The 22,626-nt window shown below is 68.1% G+C and carries 20 protein-coding genes and 1 riboswitch; of the genes, 15 read left to right on the top strand and 5 right to left on the bottom strand.

Annotated elements, in window-relative coordinates:
* Positions 1–28 precede the first annotated feature (28 nt).
* Positions 29–634, top strand: coding sequence for a 16S rRNA (guanine(966)-N(2))-methyltransferase RsmD (gene rsmD / locus ACIQCM_RS02910; protein WP_400603380.1), 606 nt, complete (start codon positions 29–31; stop codon positions 632–634).
* 24 nt (positions 635–658) lie between these two features.
* On the opposite strand, the gene ACIQCM_RS02905 is transcribed toward rsmD, so the two are convergent.
* Together ACIQCM_RS02905 and ACIQCM_RS02900 are read right to left on the bottom strand one after the other, a co-directional pair.
* Positions 659–1,447, bottom strand: a complete 789-nt coding sequence (locus ACIQCM_RS02905; protein WP_400603381.1) for a spermidine synthase — start codon at positions 1,445–1,447, stop codon at positions 659–661.
* Positions 1,447–2,676, bottom strand: coding sequence for an aminotransferase class I/II-fold pyridoxal phosphate-dependent enzyme (locus tag ACIQCM_RS02900; protein WP_400603382.1), 1,230 nt, complete (start codon positions 2,674–2,676; stop codon positions 1,447–1,449). Before ACIQCM_RS02900 ends, ACIQCM_RS02905 begins: the two co-directional genes overlap by 1 nt.
* A 43-nt stretch (positions 2,677–2,719) precedes the next feature.
* On the opposite strand from ACIQCM_RS02900, the gene coaD reads away from it, so the two are divergent.
* From coaD to ftsY, 7 genes are all read left to right on the top strand, one after another.
* Positions 2,720–3,220 carry a pantetheine-phosphate adenylyltransferase gene (gene coaD / locus ACIQCM_RS02895; RefSeq protein ID WP_400603383.1) on the top strand — a complete coding sequence of 167 codons (501 nt, stop codon included), beginning with the start codon at positions 2,720–2,722 and terminating at the stop codon, positions 3,218–3,220.
* 123 nt (positions 3,221–3,343) lie between these two features.
* The gene (locus tag ACIQCM_RS02890; RefSeq protein WP_400604267.1) at positions 3,344–3,868 is read left to right on the top strand and encodes a YceD family protein; all 525 of its coding nucleotides are present in this window, start codon (positions 3,344–3,346) and stop codon (positions 3,866–3,868) included.
* A gap of 36 nt (positions 3,869–3,904) precedes the next feature.
* A complete protein-coding gene (gene rpmF / locus ACIQCM_RS02885; RefSeq protein ID WP_009356569.1) occupies positions 3,905–4,108 on the top strand; it encodes a 50S ribosomal protein L32 in 204 nt (67 codons plus the stop codon).
* A gap of 20 nt (positions 4,109–4,128) precedes the next feature.
* Positions 4,129–4,821, top strand: a complete 693-nt coding sequence (gene rnc, locus ACIQCM_RS02880; RefSeq protein ID WP_400603384.1) for a ribonuclease III — start codon at positions 4,129–4,131, stop codon at positions 4,819–4,821.
* A 5-nt stretch (positions 4,822–4,826) separates the two neighbouring features.
* A complete protein-coding gene (mutM, locus tag ACIQCM_RS02875) occupies positions 4,827–5,777 on the top strand; it encodes a bifunctional DNA-formamidopyrimidine glycosylase/DNA-(apurinic or apyrimidinic site) lyase (protein WP_400603385.1) in 951 nt (316 codons plus the stop codon).
* Between the two features lie 166 nt (positions 5,778–5,943).
* A complete protein-coding gene (gene smc / locus ACIQCM_RS02870) occupies positions 5,944–9,549 on the top strand; it encodes a chromosome segregation protein SMC (protein WP_400603386.1) in 3,606 nt (1,201 codons plus the stop codon).
* 23 nt (positions 9,550–9,572) lie between these two features.
* Complete coding sequence (ftsY, locus tag ACIQCM_RS02865) at positions 9,573–10,775, top strand: signal recognition particle-docking protein FtsY (protein WP_400603387.1); 1,203 nt, start codon at positions 9,573–9,575, stop codon at positions 10,773–10,775.
* A gap of 40 nt (positions 10,776–10,815) precedes the next feature.
* On the opposite strand, the gene ACIQCM_RS02860 is transcribed toward ftsY, so the two are convergent.
* Positions 10,816–12,054, bottom strand: coding sequence for an MFS transporter (locus tag ACIQCM_RS02860; RefSeq protein WP_400603388.1), 1,239 nt, complete (start codon positions 12,052–12,054; stop codon positions 10,816–10,818).
* Between the two features lie 227 nt (positions 12,055–12,281).
* Between ACIQCM_RS02860 and ACIQCM_RS02855 the strand changes: the two genes are divergently transcribed.
* Together ACIQCM_RS02855 and ACIQCM_RS02850 are read left to right on the top strand one after the other, a co-directional pair.
* A complete protein-coding gene (locus ACIQCM_RS02855) occupies positions 12,282–13,640 on the top strand; it encodes an ammonium transporter (protein WP_400603389.1) in 1,359 nt (452 codons plus the stop codon).
* The gene (locus ACIQCM_RS02850) at positions 13,637–13,975 is read left to right on the top strand and encodes a P-II family nitrogen regulator (RefSeq protein WP_050687078.1); all 339 of its coding nucleotides are present in this window, start codon (positions 13,637–13,639) and stop codon (positions 13,973–13,975) included. The genes ACIQCM_RS02855 and ACIQCM_RS02850 overlap by 4 nt, the downstream gene beginning before the upstream one ends.
* Before the next feature lie 93 nt (positions 13,976–14,068).
* Here the strand turns inward: ACIQCM_RS02850 and ACIQCM_RS02845 are convergent, their stop codons facing one another.
* Positions 14,069–15,493 carry a glucose-6-phosphate dehydrogenase gene (locus tag ACIQCM_RS02845; protein ID WP_400603390.1) on the bottom strand — a complete coding sequence of 475 codons (1,425 nt, stop codon included), beginning with the start codon at positions 15,491–15,493 and terminating at the stop codon, positions 14,069–14,071.
* Positions 15,494–15,572: 79 nt separating this feature from the next.
* Between ACIQCM_RS02845 and ffh the strand changes: the two genes are divergently transcribed.
* A complete protein-coding gene (ffh, locus tag ACIQCM_RS02840) occupies positions 15,573–17,153 on the top strand; it encodes a signal recognition particle protein (RefSeq protein WP_400603391.1) in 1,581 nt (526 codons plus the stop codon).
* Positions 17,154–17,201: 48 nt separating this feature from the next.
* Positions 17,202–17,789 (top strand): alpha/beta fold hydrolase, encoded by a 588-nt coding sequence (locus tag ACIQCM_RS02835; RefSeq protein WP_400603392.1) that lies wholly within the window; start codon positions 17,202–17,204, stop codon positions 17,787–17,789.
* A 70-nt stretch (positions 17,790–17,859) separates the two neighbouring features.
* Here the strand turns inward: ACIQCM_RS02835 and thiC are convergent, their stop codons facing one another.
* Complete coding sequence (gene thiC / locus ACIQCM_RS02830) at positions 17,860–19,665, bottom strand: phosphomethylpyrimidine synthase ThiC (RefSeq protein ID WP_400603393.1); 1,806 nt, start codon at positions 19,663–19,665, stop codon at positions 17,860–17,862.
* Positions 19,660–19,767: riboswitch (TPP riboswitch) on the bottom strand. It overlaps the preceding gene by 6 nt.
* A gap of 79 nt (positions 19,768–19,846) precedes the next feature.
* Here thiC and ACIQCM_RS02825 point away from each other — a divergent pair.
* The 3 genes from ACIQCM_RS02825 to ACIQCM_RS02815 all read left to right on the top strand — a co-directional run bounded on the left by ACIQCM_RS02825 (position 19,847) and on the right by ACIQCM_RS02815 (position 22,436).
* A complete protein-coding gene (locus ACIQCM_RS02825; protein ID WP_400603394.1) occupies positions 19,847–20,944 on the top strand; it encodes an amidohydrolase family protein in 1,098 nt (365 codons plus the stop codon).
* A 64-nt stretch (positions 20,945–21,008) separates the two neighbouring features.
* Positions 21,009–21,905 (top strand): VOC family protein, encoded by an 897-nt coding sequence (locus ACIQCM_RS02820; RefSeq protein WP_400603395.1) that lies wholly within the window; start codon positions 21,009–21,011, stop codon positions 21,903–21,905.
* A gap of 90 nt (positions 21,906–21,995) precedes the next feature.
* Positions 21,996–22,436: a hypothetical protein gene (locus ACIQCM_RS02815; protein ID WP_400603396.1), complete on the top strand. Its 441-nt coding sequence runs from the start codon at positions 21,996–21,998 to the stop codon at positions 22,434–22,436.
* Positions 22,437–22,626: the final 190 nt, after the last annotated feature.

The following is a 22,626-nucleotide window of genomic DNA, read 5'->3' as shown; positions in this document are numbered from 1 at the left end:
TGCACCGGACTGCAGGCAGGGGCCGGCCATGAGCAGGATTGTTGCCGGAGCGGCCGGCGGTACGCCGCTCACCGGCGTGCCCGGATCGCTGACCCGGCCCACCACGGACCGGGTGAAGGAAGCCCTGTTTTCCCGCCTTGACGCGTTCGGCGTCATCGCCGGATCCCGGGTCCTGGATCTGTACGCCGGGTCCGGGGCGCTGGGCGTCGAAAGCGCCAGCCGCGGTGCGCAAACGGTGGATCTCGTGGAGTCGGATGCCAAGGCCAGCGGCGTGTGCCAGCGGAACGCGGACCTCATCAACGGGATCCTGGGCCGCAAAGCCGTGACCGTCCACCGGGCCAAGGTGGAGCCCTTCCTGGGCCGCGTCCCGGAGGCAGCGGCCTGGGACCTGGTTTTCCTGGACCCGCCCTACCCGCTGGATGAGGTGGCGCTCTCCGCGGTGCTGGAGAAGCTCTCCGGACTCCTGGCGCCCGGTGCCGTGGTGGTGGTGGAACGGTCGTCGCGTTCGCCCGAGCCGGAGTGGCCCGGGGGGATGGCGCGCTTCGCGGAGAAGAAGTACGGGGAGACGCGGCTCTGGTTCGCCGAACCCTCCGTGCCGGACGCGATCGATGGCGGCGACCTGCCGCAGACCTGACCGCCCGGCCTGACCTCCCGCCCTTTAACCGTCCAGCGGGTCCAGGTCAGGCCCGGCAAGGACCCGGGCCGGGTGGGGTCCGCGGTCTGCCAGCGCGGCGCTCCACTCTGCCGGCCAGACGGACTGCGTTCCGGCCAGGATGATGTTGCCCGGATAGCGCCCCTCGAACATGCCTGCCTCGGCAAACGCGGCCACGTCACCCATGGCGCGGCGCATGGCGGCGACCTGACTCCGGACGAGCGTCAATCCCGGCTCGTCGCCAACATTGACCACCAGGATCCCGGCCGTGGTGAGCCGCGCCCGTACCTCCTGGTAGAAGTCCGCGCAGGCCAGGTGCGCCGGGGCGTCGGGCCCCGAGAAGATATCCAGGATGACCACGTCGAAGCGGAGCTCCGGATCGAGGCCGGCCAGTTCGGCACGGGCATCTCCGGTGACGGTGTGCAGGACGGTTCCCTCCGGCAGGGGCAGGTGCCGCAGCACGAAGTCCAGGAGCTCACGTTCGAGTTCCACCGTGTACTGTTCCGAGCCCGGCCGGGTGGCCTGGATGTAGCGGGCCAGGGTCAGCGCGCCGGCCCCGAGGTGCAGGACACGCAGCGGAGCTCCTGCCGGGGCCGCCAGGTCCACCAGATGGCCGATCCGGCGGAGGTACTCGTAGAAGATCTCCGCGGGCTGCGCGAGGTTAACGTGCGACTGCTCCACGCCGCCGATGCTCAGCACGAAGCTCCCCTCCGTGAACGCGTCAGCCTCGATGGACGCATGCAGGCCGGCGCCCCGGAGGAAGCGCGATGCCGGAATATCCGTCCCCGCCGGCATCAGAGCTTTCCGCCCAGGGCGGCGAGCCGCCCGGCGGCTTCCTCCAGCACTTCCACCTTCTTGCAGAAAGCGAAACGGAGCAGGCTGCGGGTACGGCGGGCGCCGTCCTCGTGGCAGAACACCGGCACCGGAATGGCGGCAACGCCCACCAGCGCGGGCAGTCGGCGGGCCAGGTCCACCGAGTCGTTGATGCCCAGCGGGGCCGTATCCACGTTGATGAAATAGGTGCCCTGGGGTGAAAACACATCGAAGCCGGCCGCCCTCAGCCCTTCGCCCAGGATGTCCCGCTTACGCGCCAAAGCGGCCGCAACGCCGTCGTAAAACACGTCCGGCAGCGCCAGGCCCGCAGCGATCGCCGCCTGGAATGGCGTGCCGGAGCTATATGTAAGGAACTGCTTAACAGTGCGGACCGCCGCCACGAGTTCTTCCGGCCCGGTCAGCCAGCCGATCTTCCAGCCGGTGAGCGAGAACGTCTTGCCGGCGGAGGAAATGGTGAGCGTGCGCCCGGCCGCGCCGGGCAGGGTGGCCACCGGAATGTGCGTGGCGCCGAAGGTGAGGTGCTCGTATACCTCGTCCGTGACGATGATGCTGCCGTGCTGTTCGGCGAGGTCCACTACTCGCTGCAGCACATGCCGCGGGAAGACGGCCCCCGTGGGATTGTGCGGGTTGTTCAGCAGGACCACCCGGGTGCGTTCGCTGAAGGCCGCCTCCAGCGCCGCCATGTCAGGCATGAAGTCCGGAGCCAACAGGGGAGCGGTCACATGCGTGGCGCCGGAGAGCCCGATCACCGCGCCGTAGGAATCGTAGAAGGGCTCCAGCGTCAGGACCTCGTCGCCCGGCCGGCAAAAAGCCAGCAGCGTTGCCGCGATCCCTTCGGTGGCCCCGGTGGTGACAATCACTTCAGTCTGCGGATCCGGGGTGAGGTTGTAGAAGCGTTCCTGGTGTGCTGCCACCGCTTCGCGCAGTTCCAGGATGCCCTTGCCCGGTGCGTACTGGTTGGCGCCGGCGGCGATGGCAGCGCGGGCAGCTTCCCGGATTTCCAGCGGCCCGTCCTCGTCCGGAAAGCCTTGGCCCAGGTTGATGGCACCGGTCTTTGCGGCAAGGGTGGTCATCTCTTCGAAGATGGTGACGCCCAGGCCGCCGCCCGGGGACAGGAGGTTCGCTCCGAGGGCCGTGCGCTGCCAGGGAGCAGGCTCCGTGGAAGGGGAAAGTTCCGCTGCTGGATGCATCCAGCCATGGTATCCCGGCGTTTCCATGCGGTAGGTTCGGAGCATGAGACGAGCGGTGTGCCCAGGATCCTTCGATCCCATCCATAACGGCCATCTCGAGGTCATCGCCCGGGCCGCAGGCCTGTTTGACGAAGTCATCGTTGCCGTGTCCACGAACCATGCAAAGAAGTACCGGTTTACCCAGCCCGAGCGCCTGGAGATGGCCAGGGAAACGCTGGCTTCCCTCAAAGGCATCGTGGTGGAACCCGTCGGGGACGGACTGCTCGCCGAATATTGCCGTCAGCGGGGAGTCTCAGCGATCGTCAAGGGGCTGAGATCGTCCTCGGACTTCGACTACGAACTGCCGATGGCCACCATGAACCGGCAGCTCAGCGGCGTGGAGACGGTCTTCCTGCCCGCGGAGGCGCACTACCTGCACCTGTCCTCCACCCTTATCAAGGAAGTGGCGGCGCTGGGCGGGAACATCTCGGACTTCGTGCCCCGCTCGGTGCTGCGGCGGATGACCGCTGGCGCGCCTGCCGCGGATCAGCGGCCGGGAGGGTAGGCTTGACCGGTACTTCGGCGCCGCCGGTTTGCTGGTTTGAGTCCCCGCGGCTCTTCAGGCTAAGATGGTACGTCGGTCATATGTTCAACAGGAGTTCTCATTAAAAGAGATGCAGGTTCGCCCCTGGCGTTCGACGTCAAGGACCTCGGGCGCAGCCCGGGAAGCATGCGGACACTGAAGGAACATGTACCCGCACCAGGTGATCTTGGTGTGGCGCTCATTGGCGTTCAGGAAGGCTCGGACATCGAGCTGGACCTGAGGCTTGAGGCCGTACACGAAGGAATTCTGGTATCAGGAACCGCGCTCGCCGAAGTAACCGGTGAATGCGGCCGATGCCTGGATCCCCTTGCGTATGACCTTGAGGTCAATGTGCAAGAACTTTTCTTCTACGAAGGCGTCGAGCTTTCGGACGGAGAAGATGATGAAGAGCAACGTCGAGTCGAGCACGATGTAATCGATCTTGAACCGGTGTTGCGGGACGCAGTGGTGACCATGCTGCCGTTCCAGCCGGTGTGCCGGGAAGACTGCCAGGGCCTTTGCTCCGAATGTGGAGCGCGCCTGGAAGACGAGCCGGGGCACCACCACGAGGTCCTTGACCCTCGCTGGGCTGCCCTAGCTGATATGGCTAAGCCTGACCGGCAAAATTGATTTGTACGTGTTTGTCTAGAGAGAAATGAGTTAGCCGTGGCTGTTCCCAAGCGGAAAATGTCTCGCTCGAATACCCGCGCCCGCCGCTCGCAGTGGAAGGCGACCGCACCCCACCTGGTGAAGACCGTTGAAAACGGCCAGGTCACCTACAGCCTGCCGCACCAGGCAAAGGTCGTTACCGACTCGGCTGGCACCGCGCTGTTCCTTGAGTACAAGGGCCGCAAGGTCGCGGACGTCTAATCGGCCGCCAGGCTGACACGATGTCTTCAACTGAAGAGCTTCTGAAGCGTCTCGGTGTCTCTATTGACGCCGGGACGCTTCGTCTTGCGCTCACCCACCGTTCCTACGCCTACGAAAACGGCGGCGTCCCCACCAACGAACGGCTTGAGTTCCTGGGCGACTCCATCCTGGGCTTCTCCGTCACCGATGCCCTGTACCGGGACAACCCGGACCTGCCCGAGGGCGAGCTCGCCAAGCGCCGTTCCGCCGTGGTCAGCACCCGTGCCCTCGCCGGTATCGGCCGCACCTTGGGCATCGGCGAATACATCTACCTGGGCCAGGGCGAGAAACTGACCCACGGCAAGGACAAGGCGTCCATCCTGGCGGACACCATGGAAGCCCTGATCGGCGCCACATACGTCTCCAACGACATCGAGACCGCCCGCCAGTTGGTCATGCGGCTGATCGGGCCCCTGCTCAAGGATGCAGCTGCGCTGGGGGCAGGGACGGACTGGAAGACCAGCATCCAGGAACTGGCCGCGAGCCGGCAGCTGGGCACCATCAACTATGCCGTGGACGGCACCGGGCCGGACCATGCCCGCACTTTCACCGCCGTGCTGCATGTAGGCGGTACCGCGTACGGCAAGGGCTCCGGCCACTCCAAGAAGGAAGCGGAGCAGGAAGCCGCCGCCGACGCCTGGCGTGCCCTCAACGGCGCCGGCGCAAAACAGTAACGGCCATGCCTGAACTGCCTGAGGTGGAAGTGGTCCGCCGCGGCCTGGCCACCTGGGTCCGCGGCCGCACCATCGAAGCGGTGGACGTGGTGGACCCGCGGTCCATCCGGCGGCACGCTGCGGGTACTGCGGACTTTACGGGCAATCTCGAAGGCGCCGCCGTCACCGACGTGGTACGCCGGGGAAAGTTCCTCTGGTTTCCGCTCGCGGACGGGGAGACTCCGGAAGGAAGCGTGCCGCACGTGGCCCTGATGGCGCACCTGGGCATGAGCGGGCAGCTGCTCATGCAGGACGCATGGGTCCCGGACGAAAAACACCTGAAGGTCCGGCTGCGCCTCAGTTCCGCGCCCGGCATGCCGGGCCAGCTGCGGTTCGTGGACCAGCGGATCTTCGGGGGCCTCTTCGTCACCGACCTGGTTCCCACGGACGACGGCGGCCCCGGCGGCGAAGCGGAAAGCCCGCTGCCGCTGATTGCGGCCGAGGCGGCCCACATTGCCCGGGATCCGCTGGACCCGCACTTTTCCTTTGACCTCTTCTACCGGCGGCTCCGCGCGCGCAGGACCGGCCTGAAGCGGGCCCTCCTGGACCAGGGGCTGGTGTCCGGAATCGGGAACATCTACGCGGATGAGGCCTTGTGGCGGGCGCGCCTGCACTATGCGCGGCCCACAGACACCCTGCGCCGGGCGGACGCCGAACGCCTGGTCGCTGCGGCCCGGGAGGTCATGGTCGACGCCCTGTCCGCCGGCGGAACCAGCTTCGATTCGCTCTACGTCAACGTCAACGGCGCCTCAGGCTATTTTGAGCGGTCGCTGAACGCCTATGGCCGGGGCGGCGAGGCATGCCCCCGCTGTGCCGCCGCCGGGATCAACGCCGTCATCCGGCGCGAACAGTTCATGAACCGTTCGTCACACACGTGCCCGGTCTGCCAGCCGCGGCCTCGCAACGGACGCTGGTAGCCGGCCCGCCGCCGTCGTCCGCCCCACGGGATTTCGTCCCCCAGGCGCCTTAAGAACGCGTTTTAAGCCCTCTAAGTGGACGAAAAGCCCCCGGGAGGGAGGGCAGGCGGGTTAGATTTGGTGTCAGCCCGGCACCCGCTGACACCACGAGGAGATCCGAAACACCTTGCACCTCAAAAGCCTGACCGTCCGGGGATTCAAGTCCTTCGCGTCGGCCACCACCTTCGATTTTGAGCCCGGCGTCACCGCCGTGGTGGGCCCCAACGGCTCCGGCAAGTCCAACGTGGTGGATGCCCTGGCCTGGGTGATGGGCGAGCAGGGCGCCAAGACCCTGCGCGGCGGCAAGATGGAGGACGTCATCTTCGCCGGCACCTCCGGCCGCCCGCCGCTGGGACGGGCCCACGTTTCGCTCACCATCGACAACTCGGACGGTGCACTGCCGATCGAGTACAGCGAGGTGACCATCTCACGGACGCTGTTCCGGACCGGCGGCTCGGAGTACGCCATCAACGGGTCCGGCTGCCGGCTGCTCGACATCCAGGAACTGCTCTCCGATTCAGGGCTGGGCCGGGAAATGCATGTCATCGTTGGACAGGGACAGCTGGACCGGGTCCTGCACGCCACACCGGAGGACCGCCGCGGCTTCATCGAAGAAGCGGCAGGAATCCTCAAGCACCGCCGCCGCAAGGAACGCACGGTCCGCAAGCTTGAGGCCATGCAGGCGAACCTCCAGCGGCTCACGGACCTCACCGGAGAGATCCGGCGCCAGCTGACGCCCCTGGGCAAGCAGGCCGAGGTGGCCCGACGTGCCCAGCGCGTACAGTTCGACGTGCGCGACGCGCGTGCCCGGCTGTTGGCGGACGACCTGGTCCAGCTGCAGTCCGCCCTGGAGCAGGAAGTGGCGGACGAGGCCGCGCTCAAGGCCCGGCGGGCCGCCGTCGAACACGATCTGGCCGCCGGACGCCGGGAACAGGCCGGGCTGGAGCAGTTGGCGGCGCAGGCCACACCGCGGTTGAACGCGGCCCGGGACACCTGGTACCGGCTCACCGCGGCCAGGGAGCGGTTCCGGTCCCTGGGTTCGCTCGCACAGGAGCGCAGCCGCCTCCTGGGTGCCGTGGATGCCGAACCGGCATCCGGCCGGGACCCCGATCAGCTGGAGCGCCAGGCCGCGCGCGTCCGCGAAGAACTCGCCGGGCTGGAACGGGACACGGCGGAGCGCCGCCGGGCGCTCGAACAGGCGGAGGCCGTGAAGGCCCAGGCAGAAAGCGCCGCGCTGGCCGAGGACAAGCGGCTCACCTCGCAGCTGCGGGCGGCCGCAGACCGCCGCGAAGGCATGGCCCGCCTGGCCGGCCAGGTGGCCGCGGCCCGTTCACGGGTGGAGTCCGCACAGGCGGAACTCGGCAGGCTGCACGAGTCGCTGGCCGCCGGGCAGGAGCGCCGCGCGCGCGCCCAGGCCGAGTTCTCCGCACTGGAGAACCAGGTGGCCGGCGTGGAAGAAGGCGAAGAGTCCCTTGACGCCGAGTATGAGGCCGCAGCGGAAGCGCTGGACGCCGTGGTGCAGGATATCGCCGCGCTCACCGCGGACGTGAACGAGGGGGTCCGCCGCCGGGATGCCCTGGTGGCGCGCCGGGACGCACTGAGGCTGGGACTGGAACGGAAGGACGGGGCCAGCCACGCCCTGCAGTCGGGCCTCGCCGGGGTCCGGGGCAGCCTCGCCGGCGCAATCGAGGTGGAAAGCGGGTATGAGGCCGCTGTTGCAGCTGCCCTCGGCGAGGCCGCCGAGGCGGTCCTGGTGGACAGTCCGGAAACCGCGGTGGCACTCCTCGGATTGCTCAAGGCGGACGACGCCGGCCGGGCGGCACTGCTGCTGGCTCCGGCGCCAAACGGGGAAGCACAGCCCGGCCCGCCATTGCCGGGCCTCCCCGCAGGTGCTGTCCCGGCCGCGGACGTGGTGGACGGCGACGGGCACTTCGCCGACCAGGTCAGGCACCTGCTGGCGCGCACCGCCGTCGTTGACGGACTGGAAGCCGCCGCCGGGCTGGTGTCCCGCCACCCCGGCATCACGGCAGTGACCCGCGCCGGGGACATCTTCACGGCAGCCTCGGCCACCGGCGGCTCCGCGAAGGGGCCGTCGCTGCTTGAGGTGCAGGCCGCCGTGGACGACGCCGAAGCTGACCTTCAGGAGGTCAGCGCCACTCTGGAGCGCAACAGGTTTGCACTGGCCGCCGCAGAGGCGCGGCGGGCCGGCGCGCAGGACCGGACCGATGCCGCGATGGAGCGGCTGCACGAGTCCGACGCCCGCCTCGCCGCCGTAGCCGAACGCCTGGGCCACCTGAATTCCGTCCTGCGCAGCGCTGTGGGGGAAAGCGACCGCCTGGCCCAGTCCCTGGCCCGCGCCGAGGCCAACGTCGCCGCGGAGGAGGAAGCGCTCGCCGCTGTGGCAGCGAGGCTTGCCGCAGCGCAGGAGGCGCCCCTGGAGGAGGAGCCTTCAACCGCACACCGCGACGAACTCGCCCAGGCGGCGTCGGCCGCCCGTGCCGCCGAGATGGAGGCGCGCCTGGCGCTGCGCAGCGCCGAAGAACAGCTGTCCGCCACGGGAAACCGGGCCGCTTCGCTGGAACGGGCCGCCGTCACCGAGCGGCGTGCCCGGGCCGAAGCCGCGGAGCGGGCCCGCCGGCGCCGGCTGCAGGCGGGACGGGCCGCTGCGGTGGGTGCCGCCGTCGGCCTTTCCCTTCGGTACCTGGACGTTTCCGTGGACCTTGCGCGGCACGAACGGGACCTCGCCGAGGAAAACCGGGAACGACGGGACAAGGAACTCGCTGAGGTGCGCTCGGCCACCGAAGCCCTGGCCCGCGAGCTGGCGGACCTGACGGATACTGTCCACCGCGACGAACTCGCCCGCGCCCAGCAAAGGGCTCGGATCGAGGCCCTGGAAACCCGGGCCATCGACGAACTGGGGATTACCCCGGACGCGCTCGTGGCAGAGTTCGGGCCCCACGTCCCTGTGCCCCTACCGGCGGAGGAGTCCGGGGACAAATGGGCCGCCCTCCGCACCCCTGTGGACGAGGCCGGCGAGGATATCGTCGAGGGAAAACCCTACGTGCGTGCCGAGCAGGAGAAGCGGCTCCGCAGGGCGGAGCGGGACCTGGCCAGCCTGGGCAAGGTCAACCCCCTGGCCCTGGAGGAATTCGCGGCCCTGGAGGAACGGCACCAGTTCCTCAGCTCCCAGCTGGAGGACCTGAAGGCCAGCCGCAAGGACCTGCTGGACATCATCAAGGAAGTGGACCAGCGCGTGCAGCGGGTGTTCGCCGAAGCGTTCGAGGACACCCAGGCCCAGTTCGTGCGGGTCTTTGAACGGCTGTTCCCCGGCGGTGAAGGCCGGCTGGTCCTCACCGACCCGGACGACATGCTGGCCACAGGCATCGAGGTGGAAGCCCGCCCGGCCGGCAAGAAGATCAAGCGGCTCTCACTGCTCTCGGGCGGTGAACGCTCGCTGACGGCCGTGGCGCTGCTGGTGGCGATCTTCAAGGCGCGGCCGTCCCCGTTCTATGTCATGGACGAGGTGGAAGCTGCCCTGGACGATACCAACCTGGGCCGGCTCATCACCATCTTCGAGGAACTGCGCGAATCCAGCCAGCTGATCGTCATCACCCACCAGAAGCGCACCATGGAAGTGGCGGACGCACTGTATGGCGTGACCATGCGCGGGGACGGCGTTTCCACCGTGATCAGCCAGCGCCTGGCAGGGGACCGGGCGACCGCGGACGTGTAGCTGCCCTGTGAGAAGCTAGGGGAGTGAATGAAATCCTTCCCATTATCCTGTCCATTGTTGCTGCCCTGGTGGTTGTCGGCGGGCTGATTCCGGTCCTGCTCAAGACCCGCCGGAACATCAACCAGTACCCGGGAACCCGCGACGCCAACGATCCGGAGACCCCCCGCCGCGGCAGCACCGTGGTGGCCGATGCGCCTGTGGCGGACCGGACGGCGCCTGCCGGTGTGGATCTGGAGGGCCTGGAAACCGCCGGGGTCCCGGATGATGCCGCCGGGCTCGAAACCATACCCGTAGACACCCCGCTGCCGGTGGCCGGACGCCTCATGCGCCTGCGGGAGCGGCTTGTCCGGTCCAACAACATCATGGGCAAGGGCCTGCTTGCGCTGCTCTCCAGCGACCGGATCGACGAGGGCGTCTGGGACGAAGTGGAGGAAACTCTTCTCCTGGCGGACCTCGGCACCGAGCCCACGATGCAGCTGGTGGATGCACTCCGTGAACGCGTCAAGGTCCTGGGCACGCGCACGCCCGAGGACGTCAAGGCCCTCCTGCGCGAAGAGCTGGTCAAGCTGGTGGACCCCGCCATGGACCGCAGCCTCAACATCGAGCGGCAGGACGGCAAGCCCGCGGTCATGATGGTCGTCGGCGTCAACGGGGTGGGCAAGACCACCACCGTCGGCAAGCTGGCCCGCGTCCTGGTGGCCGAAGACAAGGACGTCCTGCTGGGAGCCGCGGACACGTTCCGTGCCGCCGCCGCCGAACAGCTGGCCACCTGGGGCCAGCGCGTGGGCGTCCCCACCGTCAAGTCGGATATCGACGGCGCCGACCCCGCCTCGGTTGCCTACGAGGCCGTCAAGGCCGGCATCGAGCAGGAGGTGGACGTGGTCATGATCGACACCGCGGGCCGCCTCCAGAACAAGGTTGGCCTGATGGACGAGCTGGGCAAGGTCAAGCGCGTCGTGGAGAAACTCGCGGACGTCGACGAGGTCCTGCTGGTTCTGGACGCCACAACCGGCCAGAACGGCCTCAACCAGGCCCGCGTGTTTTCCGAAGTAGTCAACATCACCGGCATCGTCCTCACCAAGCTGGACGGCACCGCCAAGGGCGGCATCGTGGTGGCCATCCAGAAGAGCCTCGGCGTGCCCGTCAAACTCATTGGACTGGGTGAAGGCGCGGACGACCTCGCACCGTTCGAGGCCGAAGCCTTCGTGGACGCGCTGCTGAACTAGCCGTACTGCAAAACCGGGGGCACAGCCAGCCTGCGGCCGGTCAGCGTGCCGGCCGCAGGGTCTCCCGGGTGCCGAGCCAGCTGCAGGCCGCCACCAGCATGATCCCGCCGGTCACCCCGAACGCCCAGCCATAGCCGAGCCGGTCCGCGAGCACGCCGGCCAGGATGGGCCCTACGATCGCGCCGACGTCGGACACCATCTGGTAGACGGCCAGGACCCTGCCGCCGGAGCGGTCGTTGCCGATCACATCCGCAACCGCGGCCTGCTGGGCCGGACCGAACAGGCCCGAACCGACACCGGCCAGCGCGGACGCGGCCAGGAACCAGCCCAGGTCCGCCGAGGCGCCGATCGCCGCGGTGGCAGCCGCGGCCACAAGAAGGCCCCACACCATCATGGGCCGGCGGCCAAGGCTGTCTGCCAGGCGGCCGGAAAACGTCAGCGCGGACGCATTCCCTGCGGCGAACACAGCCAGCGCCAGGCCGGCAGCCTCCGGCCCGGAGCCGAACGCGGCAGCGGCAAACAGCGGCACCGTGGCCATCCGCACCCCGAACGTCGCCCAGCCGTTGGCGAAGCTGGACACCAGCGCGGACCGGTACGCGCCCGCCGCCAGCGCCTCAGTGAACGGCAGCTCCGGCGCGCGCTGTCCGCCCGGGCCGCCGCCCCTGCGCTGGTGGCTCAGCTGCGTCTGGACCACCAGCGCGGCCACTACCAACGCCGCGGCGTAGGCCAGGAACGGGACGCGCAGGCCGAAACCTGCCAACAGGCCCCCGACGATGGGCCCGCACACGTTGCCCACCAGGAACGCCGAGGCATAGGCGCCGGAGACCCGCCCGCGGCTTTCCGGAGGCGCCAGCCGTACCACCAGTGCCATGGAGGCAACCGTGAACATCACGGAGCCGGCCCCGCCAAGTCCACGGAACAGCAGCAGCTGCCAGTAGTCCTGGGCGAAAGCGCAGGCGGCCGTGGACGCCGCGACGATGAGCAGCCCCGCAACATATACGGGACGTTCGCCCAGCCGGCCGATCAGCGCCCCGCCCGCCGGAGCGAACACCAGGCGCATGAACGCGAAGATGGCCACGATGACGGACGCCTCGGTGTTTCCCACCCCGAACGTGGTGGCGAACTGCGGCAGAACCGGGGCCACCAGGCCGAAGCCCAGGGCGATCAGGAACGCAGCGGCAAGCATCACCTTGATGTCCCGCGGGAACTTCCCGGGCCGCGGCAGGAACCGCGTGAAGAACCGGGACGATGTGCCGCTTTCGCGGGGTTCTGCCGTCATGATGCCGCAATCCTTGCCGTGGACAGTGCCGGGGACCGGCGAAAGGGATGAAACACCACCGTAACAAGCCGGATATTCACCATTTACTTCCTGGAGGTTGTTGTAACAGGGCCGCAATATAAATCCGCGGCAGCCGAAACACGCCGACCCCAGACTCGATACAGGACGCAAAACGGCGTTGGCAGGCGGAGTATTCCGCAGAATCGATCATAGGGAGGACGTGCACCATGGAACTTACCCCGGGTCACGTATGGCTGATGGTGGCGGCGGCACTCGTGCTGCTGATGACACCAGGGCTCGCATTTTTCTACGGCGGCATGACGCGCGCCAAGGCAGCGCTGAACATGATGATGATGAGCTTCATCTCCATCGGCATCGTCAGTGTCGTGTGGGTGCTGTGGGGCTACTCGATGACAGGCGGTGACGGCTTCCTGCAGATGGTGGGCAACCCGTTGGCCAGCTTCGGCCTCGAAGGCGTCAACTCCGCGGATTCACCGGATGGCCTCATCCTGGTGGGTTACGGCGCGACGTTTGCCATCATTACCGTTGCCCTTATCAGCGGTGCCATTGCCGACCGCGCCAAGTTCGGCGCCTGGTCCGTCTTCGTGCCTGTGTGGGTCACGCTGGTCTACTGCCCGCTGGCCTACATGGTGTGGGGCGGCGGCCTCTTTGGTGAGGACGGCGCCATCGGCCAGGCACTGGGCCCCGCCATCGACTTCGCCGGCGGTACCGTGGTGCACATCAACGCTGGTGTCGCGGCCCTGATCCTCGTGCTGATCATCGGCAACCGCAAAGGCTTCGGCAAGGACCCGAACCACCGTCCCCACAACATTCCCTTCGTGATGCTCGGGGCCGCCATGCTTTGGTTCGGCTGGTTCGGCTTCAACGGCGGCCTCGCGTCCTCCGCTGAGCAGGGCGGCCTGATCTGGGTCAACACCCTGGCAGCGCCGGCAGCGGCCATGATCGGCTGGCTCGTCACCGAGCGCATCCGCGACGGCCACCCCACCTCCCTCGGCGCAGCATCCGGCGTGGTTGCCGGCTTGGTGGCCATCACCCCGGCCTGCGCCAACGTCAGCCCGGTGGGCGCCCTGGGACTGGGCATCGTGGCAGGCGTTGCCTCCGCCCTGGCCGTGGGCCTGAAGTTCCGCTGGGGCTTCGATGACTCGCTGGACGTGGTGGGTGTGCACCTGGTCTCGGGCATCATCGGCACCGTAGCCCTTGGCTTCATCGCACTGCCGGAGGAGGGCGCGGGCGGCGGCCTCTTCTACGGCGGCGGCATGACCCAGATGTGGGCCCAGCTGGCAGCGGCAGGCATCGCCATCGCCTACTCGGCCGTCTTTACGGTCATCATTGCCCTGGCCATCCACAAGACCATGGGCTTCCGGGTCTCCCAGGAACAGGAAAGCGTGGGCGTGGACCTCAGCCTGCATGCTGAAACGGCCTACGAGTTCGGTGTATCCGGGCACGGCGGCTCGTTCCAGCCCCTGCACGACGTGATGACCGGCAAGAGCCAGACGTCGGACCAGGCAGCAGCCGGGACGCAGAACACAGAATCGGCAACAGGCAAGGAAAGCGTGGGGGCATGAAACTGATTACTGCCATCGTCAGGCCGGAAAAACTCGAAGCCATCCGGGAAGGGCTGGAATCCTACGGGGTCCAGGGCCTCACGGTCAGCGCAGCCAGCGGCTACGGCCGGCAGCGCGGCTACACGGAGGTATACCGCGGAGCCGAGTACAACGTTGACCTGCTGCCCAAGATCCGGGTGGAGGTCCTGGCTACGGACGAGCAGGCGGACGACATCCTGGACGTTATCATCGCCAGCTCCAACACGGGCCGCGCCGGCGACGGCAAGGTCTGGACGATGGACGTTTTTGAGGCCGTCCGGGTACGGACCGGCGAACGCGGGGTAGCCGCAATCTGACGCTCCGGGCCTGCCCGGAACCAGCAGGCCAACGCCGTGACGAGGCGGGCGGGACACCGAAAGGTGCCCCGCCCGCCCCGTTTCGTTCCGGCCTTACCCCGGAGTGCGATCCGCTGACTGGGCCGCACCCCGGGCGGCCCAGGAACGGGGACCCGCCGAGCCGGCGTCGTACTCCTCCAGCGGCACGGCACCCTCCTCCCACGACCGAAGCACCGGCTCCACGATGCGCCAGCATTCCTCCGCTGTGTCGCCGCGGACGGACAGCAGCGGATCCCCATTGAGCACGCCCTCCAGGACTTCGCCGTAGGGAAGGAGGTCCGAGGCGCTCAGCTCCGCATCCAGGGTGACCCTGCCCAGGCTGAAGATATTCCCCGGGCCGTTGACGTCCACATCGAACTGGAGCGTGTCCGGGCCGAACCCGATGCGCAGCTGGTTGGGGGCGTCCACCCCCGTGAAGCCCTCCGGAAGGTGCGGCACGGGACGGAAGGTCACCACCGCCTCCTTGCGTCTGGCCCCCATAGCCTTGCCCGACCGCAGGATGAAGGGAACGCCGCTCCAGCGCCAGTTCTCGATCCGGACCTCCACTTCGGCGAGGGTCTCGGTGTTCCGGGCCGGATCAACGCCCTCCTCGCGGGCATAGTCCGGGACCGCGGTGCCGGCCACCGTTCCGGCCGTATACCGGGCACGCCGGCTGGACCCGCCGTAAGGGGCTCTGACGCTGCCGGCACGAAGCACCGTGGAGACGGCGTCGCGAAGGTCGCGTTCGCCAATGGTGGCCGGCGGCTCGATGGCCATGAGCGCCATGATTTGCAGGAGGTGGCTCTGAATCATGTCGCGGAGGGCGCCCGCGCCGTCGTAGTAGCGGGCGCGGCCCTCCAGGGCCAGGTCCTCATCGAAGATGATTTCCACCTTCTCCACGTGCTCCCGGTTCCAGACGGGCTCCAGGAAGTTGTTCGCGAAGCGCAGGCCCAGGATGTTCAGCACCGTGGCCTTGCCCAGGAAATGGTCAACGCGGTGGATGTGGTCCTCCGGGACCAGCTGCACCAGGGTCCGGTTCAGGTTCCGCGCCGATTCCTCCCCGGAGCCGAACGGCTTCTCCATCACCAGGCGCGTCCCGGGTGGCAACTGGCCGGGTTGCAGGGCCTCGCAGGCGCGCTGGCTGACCTGGGGCGGCAGGGCGAAGTAGATGGCTACGGGCCCTTCAAGCCCGGCCACGAGGGCAGCCAGCGCGCCGTCGGCCGTAACGTCCAGCTGGTGGTAGGCGGTATCCTGCGCGATGGAGTCCAGGGCATGCCGGCCCTCCTGGCCGGCATCCTTGGCCGCGGCACTGAAGGCTCCGGTGACGCGCTGGCGCCACTGTTCCGGCGTCCACGGATCAGAGCCCGCGCCGGCCAGGCGGAGGCCGGTGGCGCGCCCCCGCGCCACAAGGCGGGCGAGGCCCGGGAGCAGCAGGCGGCCCGTGAGGTCGCCGGAAGCGCCGAGGATGAGCAGGGTCCTGACAGTTGTTGGGCTGGTCATTTTGCCAGCATGCCATCTTGCGTGTCCGAGTTGGTACCCTAGATAGTCGAGTCCCGATCATCCACTGAAAGAACGGCACGTGTTCAATTCACTTTCTGACCGGTTGACAGCAACCTTCAAGAATCTCCGCGGCAAGGGCCGCCTCACCGAGGCTGACGTTGACGCCACCGTACGCGAGATCCGCCGCGCGCTCCTTGACGCCGACGTTGCCGTTCCGGTTGTCCGTGAATTCACCGGCCGGGTCCGCGAACGTGCCCTCGGCGCGGAGGTCTCCGGTGCCCTGAACCCCAGCCAGCAGATCGTCAAGATCGTCAACGAAGAACTTGTTGAAATCCTGGGCGGCGAGACCCGCCGCATCCGCCTCGCCAAGACCGGTCCCACCATCATCATGCTGGCCGGCCTCCAGGGTGCAGGCAAGACCACACTGGCCGGAAAGCTCTCCAAGTGGCTGAAGGCCCAGGGCCACAGCCCCATGCTGGTGGCCTGCGACCTCCAGCGACCCAATGCCGTCACCCAGCTGCAGGTAGTAGGCAAGCGCGCCAATGTGCCCGTCTTCGCCCCGCACCCCGGCGCCACGTCCACGGAACTGGACCAGCCGGCCGGCGATCCCGTCGCCGTTGCCCGTGCCGGCGTGGAGGAAGCCCGCCAGAAGCTTCACGACGTAGTCATCGTTGACACCGCCGGACGCCTGGGCGTTGACGCGGACATGATGGAGCAGGCGCGCCAGATCCGCCGCGCCATCGTGCCCAACGAAGTGCTGTTCGTGATTGACTCCATGATTGGCCAGGACGCCGTGAACACGGCGCTCGCGTTCGATGAAGGCGTCAACTTCACGGGCATCGTGCTTTCAAAGCTCGACGGCGACGCGCGCGGCGGTGCAGCCCTTTCCGTCGCGTCGGTCACCGGCAAGCCCGTGATGTTTGCGTCCACCGGAGAAGGCCTGGACGATTTCGAGCTGTTCCACCCGGACCGGATGGCCTCGCGCATCCTGGACATGGGCGATGTCCTGACGCTGATCGAGCAGGCGGAAAAGTCCTGGGACAAGGATGAAGCAGCCCGGATGGCGAAGAAATTCGCCGACCAGGAAGACTTCACGCTGGAAGACTTCCTGGCGCAGATGCAGCAGATCCGCAACATGGGCTCCATGAAGAAGATGCTCATGATGATGCCCGGCGCCCAGAACATGCGCCAGCAGCTGGAGCAGTTCGACGAACGCGAAATCGACCGGGTTGAAGCGATCGTCCGGTCCATGACGCCCCACGAGCGGCTCGCGCCCAAGATCATCAACGGCTCCCGCCGCGCCCGCATCGCCCGCGGTTCCGGCGTGCACGTCTCAGAGGTCAACGGACTGCTGGAGCGCTTCGCCCAGGCGCAGAAGATGATGAAGAAGATGGCGCAGGGTGGCATGCCCGGAATGCCGGGAATGCCCGGCCTGCCCGGCGCCGGTGGCGGAGCCCGGAAGAACGCCAGGAACGCGCCCAAGAAGAAGGCCAAGTCCGGCAATCCGGCCAAGGCCGCGCAGGAGCGCAAGGAGGCGGAGGCGCGCCGCGCCAACGCCGGCAAGGCGCTGCCCACCGGTGCGGCGTTCGGCCAGCAGGGTGATTTCGACCCGGCGCAGCTGAACCTGCCCAAGGGCTTCGAGAAGTTCCTCGGCAAGTAGCAGCCCGGGCTCCGGCGTGCTGCCGGGGCCGTGGAATAGGGTGGGGTCATGGTCAAGCAACGCGTAGTGTTCGTGCACGGCGCCGGAAGCTTCGGCGCCGCTGCCTGGCCTCGCCAGCACGGCATGGCACTTGCCTACGATGCCCTCTTCCTCCGGCGCCTCGGGTGCGATCCAACGGCCGGGCCGGCAGCGCCGTCCTTTGCCGGGGACGCCGCGATCATCCTTCGCTCGCTGCAGGACGATGGCCGCGGTGCTGCAGGCGGCCATGTGGTGGCCCACGCCCAGGGCGCCATTCCGGCAATGCTGGCCGCGGTGGAACGTCCTGACCTTGTCCACTCACTCGCCCTCGTGGAGCCGGCCTGCCTGTCCCTGACGGCGGACCTGCCTGCCACAGCGGCGCACCGGGCACAATTTCGTGAGTGCGCAGAGGCCCCGCTGCATATCGTTCCGGGTGTCCCCACCCTGGTGCTCACCGGAGGATGGGAGCCGCTGTTCGAGGAGATTGCCGGCTACCTGCGGGAAACCGGGGCCGTGCACCGCATTGCTGCCGGGGGGCACCGGCCGCACGATTCCGTTGAAGGTGACCGGACCATCCGGTCATTCATCCGCGAGGCCGGCAGGAGCCTCGCTGCGTAAGGCTGTCCGTCCTGCAGCCTGTGGCGGGGCGGAGCCCCCGTAACTGCCGGGCCCCGCCACTGTGTCCGGGTCAGCCGCCGGCCGGGACCTTCGGCTCCGGCAGGTAGACCTTGCCGCCTGCGGCCAGGAATTCCTGGCTCTTCTCCCGCATTCCGGAGGCCGCCTCCGCCAGTGCTGCCTGCGCCTCCGCGGACCCGTACTCCTCCCGGATGTCCTGGCTGATCCGCATCGAGCAGAACTTCGGCCCGCACATGGAGCAGAAGTGCGCGGTCTTGGCCGGTTCCGCCGGCAGGGTCTCATCGTGGAACGCCTCGGCCGTTACTGGGTCCAGGGACAGCGCAAACTGGTCCCGCCAGCGGAATTCGAAGCGCGCCTTGGACAGCGCGTCATCGCGTTCGTGCGCACCGGGGTGGCCCTTGGCGAGGTCCGCTGCGTGCGCTGCGATCTTATAGGTGATCACACCGGTCTTGACGTCGTCCTTGTTGGGCAGGCCAAGATGCTCCTTGGGCGTCACATAGCAGAGCATCGCGGTGCCGTAGCGGGCGATCTCGGTGGCTCCGATGGCCGAAGTGATGTGGTCGTAGCCGGGGGCAACGTCGGTCACCAGCGGTCCCAGGGTGTAGAACGGGGCGCCCTTGCACAGCTCCTGCTGCCGCTCCACGTTCTCCCGGACCAGGTGGAACGGGACATGGCCGGGGCCTTCCACCATGACCTGCACGTCGTACTCCCAGGCACGCCGGGTGAGCTCGGCCAGGGTGTCCAGCTCGGCGAACTGGGCGGCGTCATTGGCGTCCGCCGTGGCGCCCGGCCGCAGCCCGTCGCCGAGCGAGAACGCGACGTCGTACTTGGCGAAGATTTCGCAGAGTTCGTCGAAGTGCGTGTACAGGAAATTTTCCTGGTGGTGCGCCAGGCACCAGCCCGCCATGATGGAGCCGCCGCGGGACACGATGCCGGTGACCCGGTTGGCAGTGAGCGGAACATAGCGCAGGAGCACGCCGGCGTGCACCGTCATGTAGTCCACGCCCTGCTCGCACTGCTCAATGACGGTGTCGCGGAAGATCTCCCAGGTCAGCTTGTTGGCTTCGCCGTTGACCTTCTCCAGCGCCTGATAGATGGGCACGGTGCCAATCGGCACGGGGGAGTTGCGGATGATCCACTCGCGCGTGGTGTGGATATCATCGCCGGTGGAGAGGTCCATCACTGTATCCGCACCCCATTGGGTGGCCCACTGGAGTTTGTCCACTTCCTCCGCGATGGAGCTGGTGACCGCGGAGTTGCCGATGTTGGCGTTGATCTTCACCAGGAATGCCTTGCCGATGATCATCGGTTCCGATTCCGGGTGGTTGATGTTGTTGGGGATAATGGCCCGGCCCGCGGCAACCTCGCTGCGGACCAGTTCCACGTCGCAGTTTTCCCGCAGCGCCACGAAGCGCATCTCGGGCGTGATGATGCCCTGCCTGGCGTAGTGCATCTGGGTGACTGTCTTGCCTTCGACGGCGCGGCGGGGCACTGGCCGTGCGCCCTTCCATTCCGCAGAGGCTGCGCCGCGGCGGACAGCCGACCGGCCGTCGTCGAGCAGGTTCCGCTCCCGGCCGCTGTACGCTTCAGTGTCCCCGCGCGCCTCAATCCACTCGGTGCGGAAGGGCCGCAGGCCTCGGACCGGGTCGCTGCCCGGCCCGGCCGTCCGGTAGGCGCGGAACGGAGCGTTTGGCTCGCCGCCGGGGGAGTCCGACAGGGTAATCTCGGTGACTGGTACCCGAAGGCCCGACCCCCTGTCTTCCACGAAGGCGAGCGAGTGGGACTTCAGGGACTGGGTGGCAGGATCCCGGCCAGACGCATCGAGGGCAGGGTTCAGCTGTGTTTCTGGTGTATTCAAGGAATACTCACTTCCTTCGCCGGCATTACCCGGACAGGTTCGACGGTCGCAGGCTGCGTCAGCCCGATCTCAGCCCCTGCAGGGGCACCCGTGTGGTCAGGAACGAAGCTACCACAGGCCCCACGGGGAGCGGCGTCACATTCGCGGTGCTAGCCTGACCGGGCAGGATGAGAGGAGTTCCATGCCGGCGGTTATCCATTTCAGCGGACCGGTGCTCACGGGCCCGGACCGGGAAGTGCGCGGGCTGTGGTCCGTGGACGGCCGCCTGACCTTCCAGCGGCCCTCCGCGCGGCCTGACCACGTCCTGCCCGGCTGGGTGCTGCCGGGTTTCGTCGACGCGCACTGCCATATCGGCCTTGGGCCCGGCGGTCCCGTGGATGCGGACACCGCCGCAGCCCAGGCCCGGGCGGACCTCGCCGCCGGCACGCTGCTGGTCCGGGACGCGGGTTCCCCGGCTGACACGCGCTGGATGCAGGGCGGCAAGGAGTTTCCGGTACTGATCCGCGCCGGGCGTCACGTGGCCCGCACCCGGCGCTACCTCCGCGGGTTTGCCCGGGAAGTTGAACCGGAAGGCCTTGTCGAAGCGGTCCGGAAGCAGGCGCGCGACGGCGACGGGTGGGTGAAGCTCGTTGGCGACTGGATTGACCGCGGCGCCGGCGACCTGGCTCCGTCCTTTCCTGCCGCCGTCGTCCGCGATGCCATCCAGGCGGCACATGACGAAGGCGCCCGTGTCACCGCCCATTGCTTCGCCGAGGACACGCTGGACCAGATGCTGGACGGCGGCATCGACTGCATTGAACACGCCACGGGGCTCCTTCCGCGGCACCTGTCCCGCTTCGCCGAGCAGCGCGTGCCGATCGTGCCCACCCTGATCAATATCGCCACTTTTCCGGACATTGCCGCGCAGGCGCAGCCGAAATTCCCGCGCTACGCGGCCCATATGCTGGCGCTCTGGGAGCGCCGGGCGGAGCGCGTGGCGGAAGCGTTCGACGCCGGCGTGCGGGTTTTCGCGGGCACCGACGCCGGAAGCGTCATCCGGCACGGGCGGATTGCGGACGAGATCCTGGCGCTTCACGCCGCGGGCCTGCCGGCAGCGGCAGCGCTGGATGCCGCATGCTGGTCCGCGCGGCAGTGGCTGGGAGCGCAGGCCATCTCCGAAGGCGCGCGGGCGGATGTGGTTGTGTGCAGTGCGGATCCGCGGAGCCGGCCTGAAACCATCCGCCACCTGCAGCAGGTGGTACTGGGCGGCCGGATCGTCCACGACAGCGGAATAAATTGAAGCTTCAACTCATTTAATGGACAGGGCCGCCACCCGGGAGGCCGTAGGAGTTCGGAGTGTTCCAATGACCGCAGAAACCGTAAACCAGGACCTTCTTCCCGCCGGGCTCGGCATGGGCACGGTGATGCTCAAAGTGGGCGACATGAAGCTCATGACGGACTACTACCAGAAGGCGCTGGGCCTGGAAGTCGTGGCCGAACAGGATGGCGGCGTCTACCTGGGCCGCCTGGGCAGGCCACTGGTCCAACTGGCCCCGGCGTCCGGGCTCCACCTTCCCGGCAGGGGCGAGGCGGGCCTGTTCCACACCGCTCTGCTTTTCGAAACCAGGGAGGCGCTCGCCGCCACGATCGCCACGGCTGCCCGGTTCAACCCCCGGCTCTTCACCGGCAGCGCCGACCACCTTGTCAGCGAGGCCTTCTACTTCAACGATCCCGAAGGCAACGGCATTGAGCTCTACTGGGACCGCCCCCGCAGCAACTGGTCCTGGAACGGGACCGACGTGGTGATGGACAGCCTGGCGCTGCCGCCCCAGCACTACCTCGAGCGGTACCTCACCGAGGAATCCCTTGACGGGCAGCGCGCGACCGGTGCAGGAGTGGGCCACGTCCACCTTCAGGTGGGTGACGTGCAGACGGCGCGGGACTTCTACGTGGGCACCCTCGGCTTTGAAAAGACGGCGGGCTGGCACGGCCAGGCGCTCTTCGTCTCCGCCGGACGCTACCACCATCACATGGCCATGAACGTCTGGAACAGCCGCGGCGCCGGGCCGCGCAAGGACACCCTGGGGCTCGGTGAAGTGCTGATCGAGGTGCCGTCGGGGGACGACGTCGGCGCCCTGGCGGACCGGCTCAGGGTCGCCGGGGTGCCGGCGCACCACACCGGAGCGGAACTGCGGTTCGAGGATCCCTGGCGCAACCGGCTTCGGGTGGCCGTGCGCCGATCCGGCCCGGCCTTGTACTAGGCTGAAAACGGCCCGGCCAACAGCCGGAGCGGCGGGGGCGCCACGCGCCTCCGGCCGCGCCGTACCGACGACGGAACGAGGGTAATTCCCATGGGCTTCACCGAGATCTTTGTCGCCACGCACGACGCCGCCCTGAAGCGTGCCGGCCAGCTGGACGCAGGCGGAGCCGCTCCCGGCGGCCAGGCAGTGCGGATTCCGGACATCAGCGACTTCGAGGTCGAGCAGCTGGGCGACCTTGCCGGCAGGGCTGTGCACGCAGGCGGCGCCGACTACGAACTCACCATGGTTGACGTGGCCAGCGATTCGCTCCTGGCCGTGCCGCCGGCCATGGTCCGGGCCCTGGCGGACCTCCTCACCTATGAGACGGAAGGCGAGGGAAACGTGCTGGATGATGTTGCCGCGGAGTGGGCCGGGCAGGACGATATGCCGTTCGGGGCCGGGCAGTCACGGACCTACGTCGAACAGGTGGCCCGGCTGGCCGGCACTGTGGACGACGCTGACCGTACCTCGCTCTATGTGTGGTCGGCCTAAGCGCCGCATTCGCCCGGCAGGCCGCGCGGATGCAAAGTCGAAATCCATGCGCTGATCTGGCACAATGGACAGGTACTCGATCTGCGTGGCCCCTCTCTCCGCGTTTTGATCCTGTCCTTCGAGCCCGCAAGTACGGCCCGCCCCACGGGTGCAGAACGCCGGGTTCAACCCCTTTTCTGAAACAGGAGTG

The sequence above is a fragment of the Pseudarthrobacter sp. NPDC092439 genome (assembly GCF_044754945.1).
Lineage (GTDB): Bacteria > Actinomycetota > Actinomycetes > Actinomycetales > Micrococcaceae > Arthrobacter.
This window is presented reverse-complemented; position numbering and strand designations above follow the sequence as displayed.

Coding starts and splice junctions, on each gene's coding strand:
- rsmD (WP_400603380.1), top strand. CDS start 29: ATGAGCAGGATTGTTGCCGGAGCGGCCGGCGGTACGCCGCTCACCGGC.
- ACIQCM_RS02905 (WP_400603381.1), bottom strand. CDS start 1,447: ATGCCGGCGGGGACGGATATTCCGGCATCGCGCTTCCTCCGGGGCGCC.
- ACIQCM_RS02900 (WP_400603382.1), bottom strand. CDS start 2,676: ATGCATCCAGCAGCGGAACTTTCCCCTTCCACGGAGCCTGCTCCCTGG.
- coaD (WP_400603383.1), top strand. CDS start 2,720: ATGAGACGAGCGGTGTGCCCAGGATCCTTCGATCCCATCCATAACGGC.
- rnc (WP_400603384.1), top strand. CDS start 4,129: ATGTCTTCAACTGAAGAGCTTCTGAAGCGTCTCGGTGTCTCTATTGAC.
- mutM (WP_400603385.1), top strand. CDS start 4,827: ATGCCTGAACTGCCTGAGGTGGAAGTGGTCCGCCGCGGCCTGGCCACC.
- ACIQCM_RS02860 (WP_400603388.1), bottom strand. CDS start 12,054: ATGACGGCAGAACCCCGCGAAAGCGGCACATCGTCCCGGTTCTTCACG.
- ACIQCM_RS02855 (WP_400603389.1), top strand. CDS start 12,282: ATGGAACTTACCCCGGGTCACGTATGGCTGATGGTGGCGGCGGCACTC.
- ACIQCM_RS02850 (WP_050687078.1), top strand. CDS start 13,637: ATGAAACTGATTACTGCCATCGTCAGGCCGGAAAAACTCGAAGCCATC.
- ACIQCM_RS02845 (WP_400603390.1), bottom strand. CDS start 15,493: ATGACCAGCCCAACAACTGTCAGGACCCTGCTCATCCTCGGCGCTTCC.
- ACIQCM_RS02835 (WP_400603392.1), top strand. CDS start 17,202: ATGGTCAAGCAACGCGTAGTGTTCGTGCACGGCGCCGGAAGCTTCGGC.
- ACIQCM_RS02825 (WP_400603394.1), top strand. CDS start 19,847: ATGCCGGCGGTTATCCATTTCAGCGGACCGGTGCTCACGGGCCCGGAC.
- ACIQCM_RS02820 (WP_400603395.1), top strand. CDS start 21,009: ATGACCGCAGAAACCGTAAACCAGGACCTTCTTCCCGCCGGGCTCGGC.
- ACIQCM_RS02815 (WP_400603396.1), top strand. CDS start 21,996: ATGGGCTTCACCGAGATCTTTGTCGCCACGCACGACGCCGCCCTGAAG.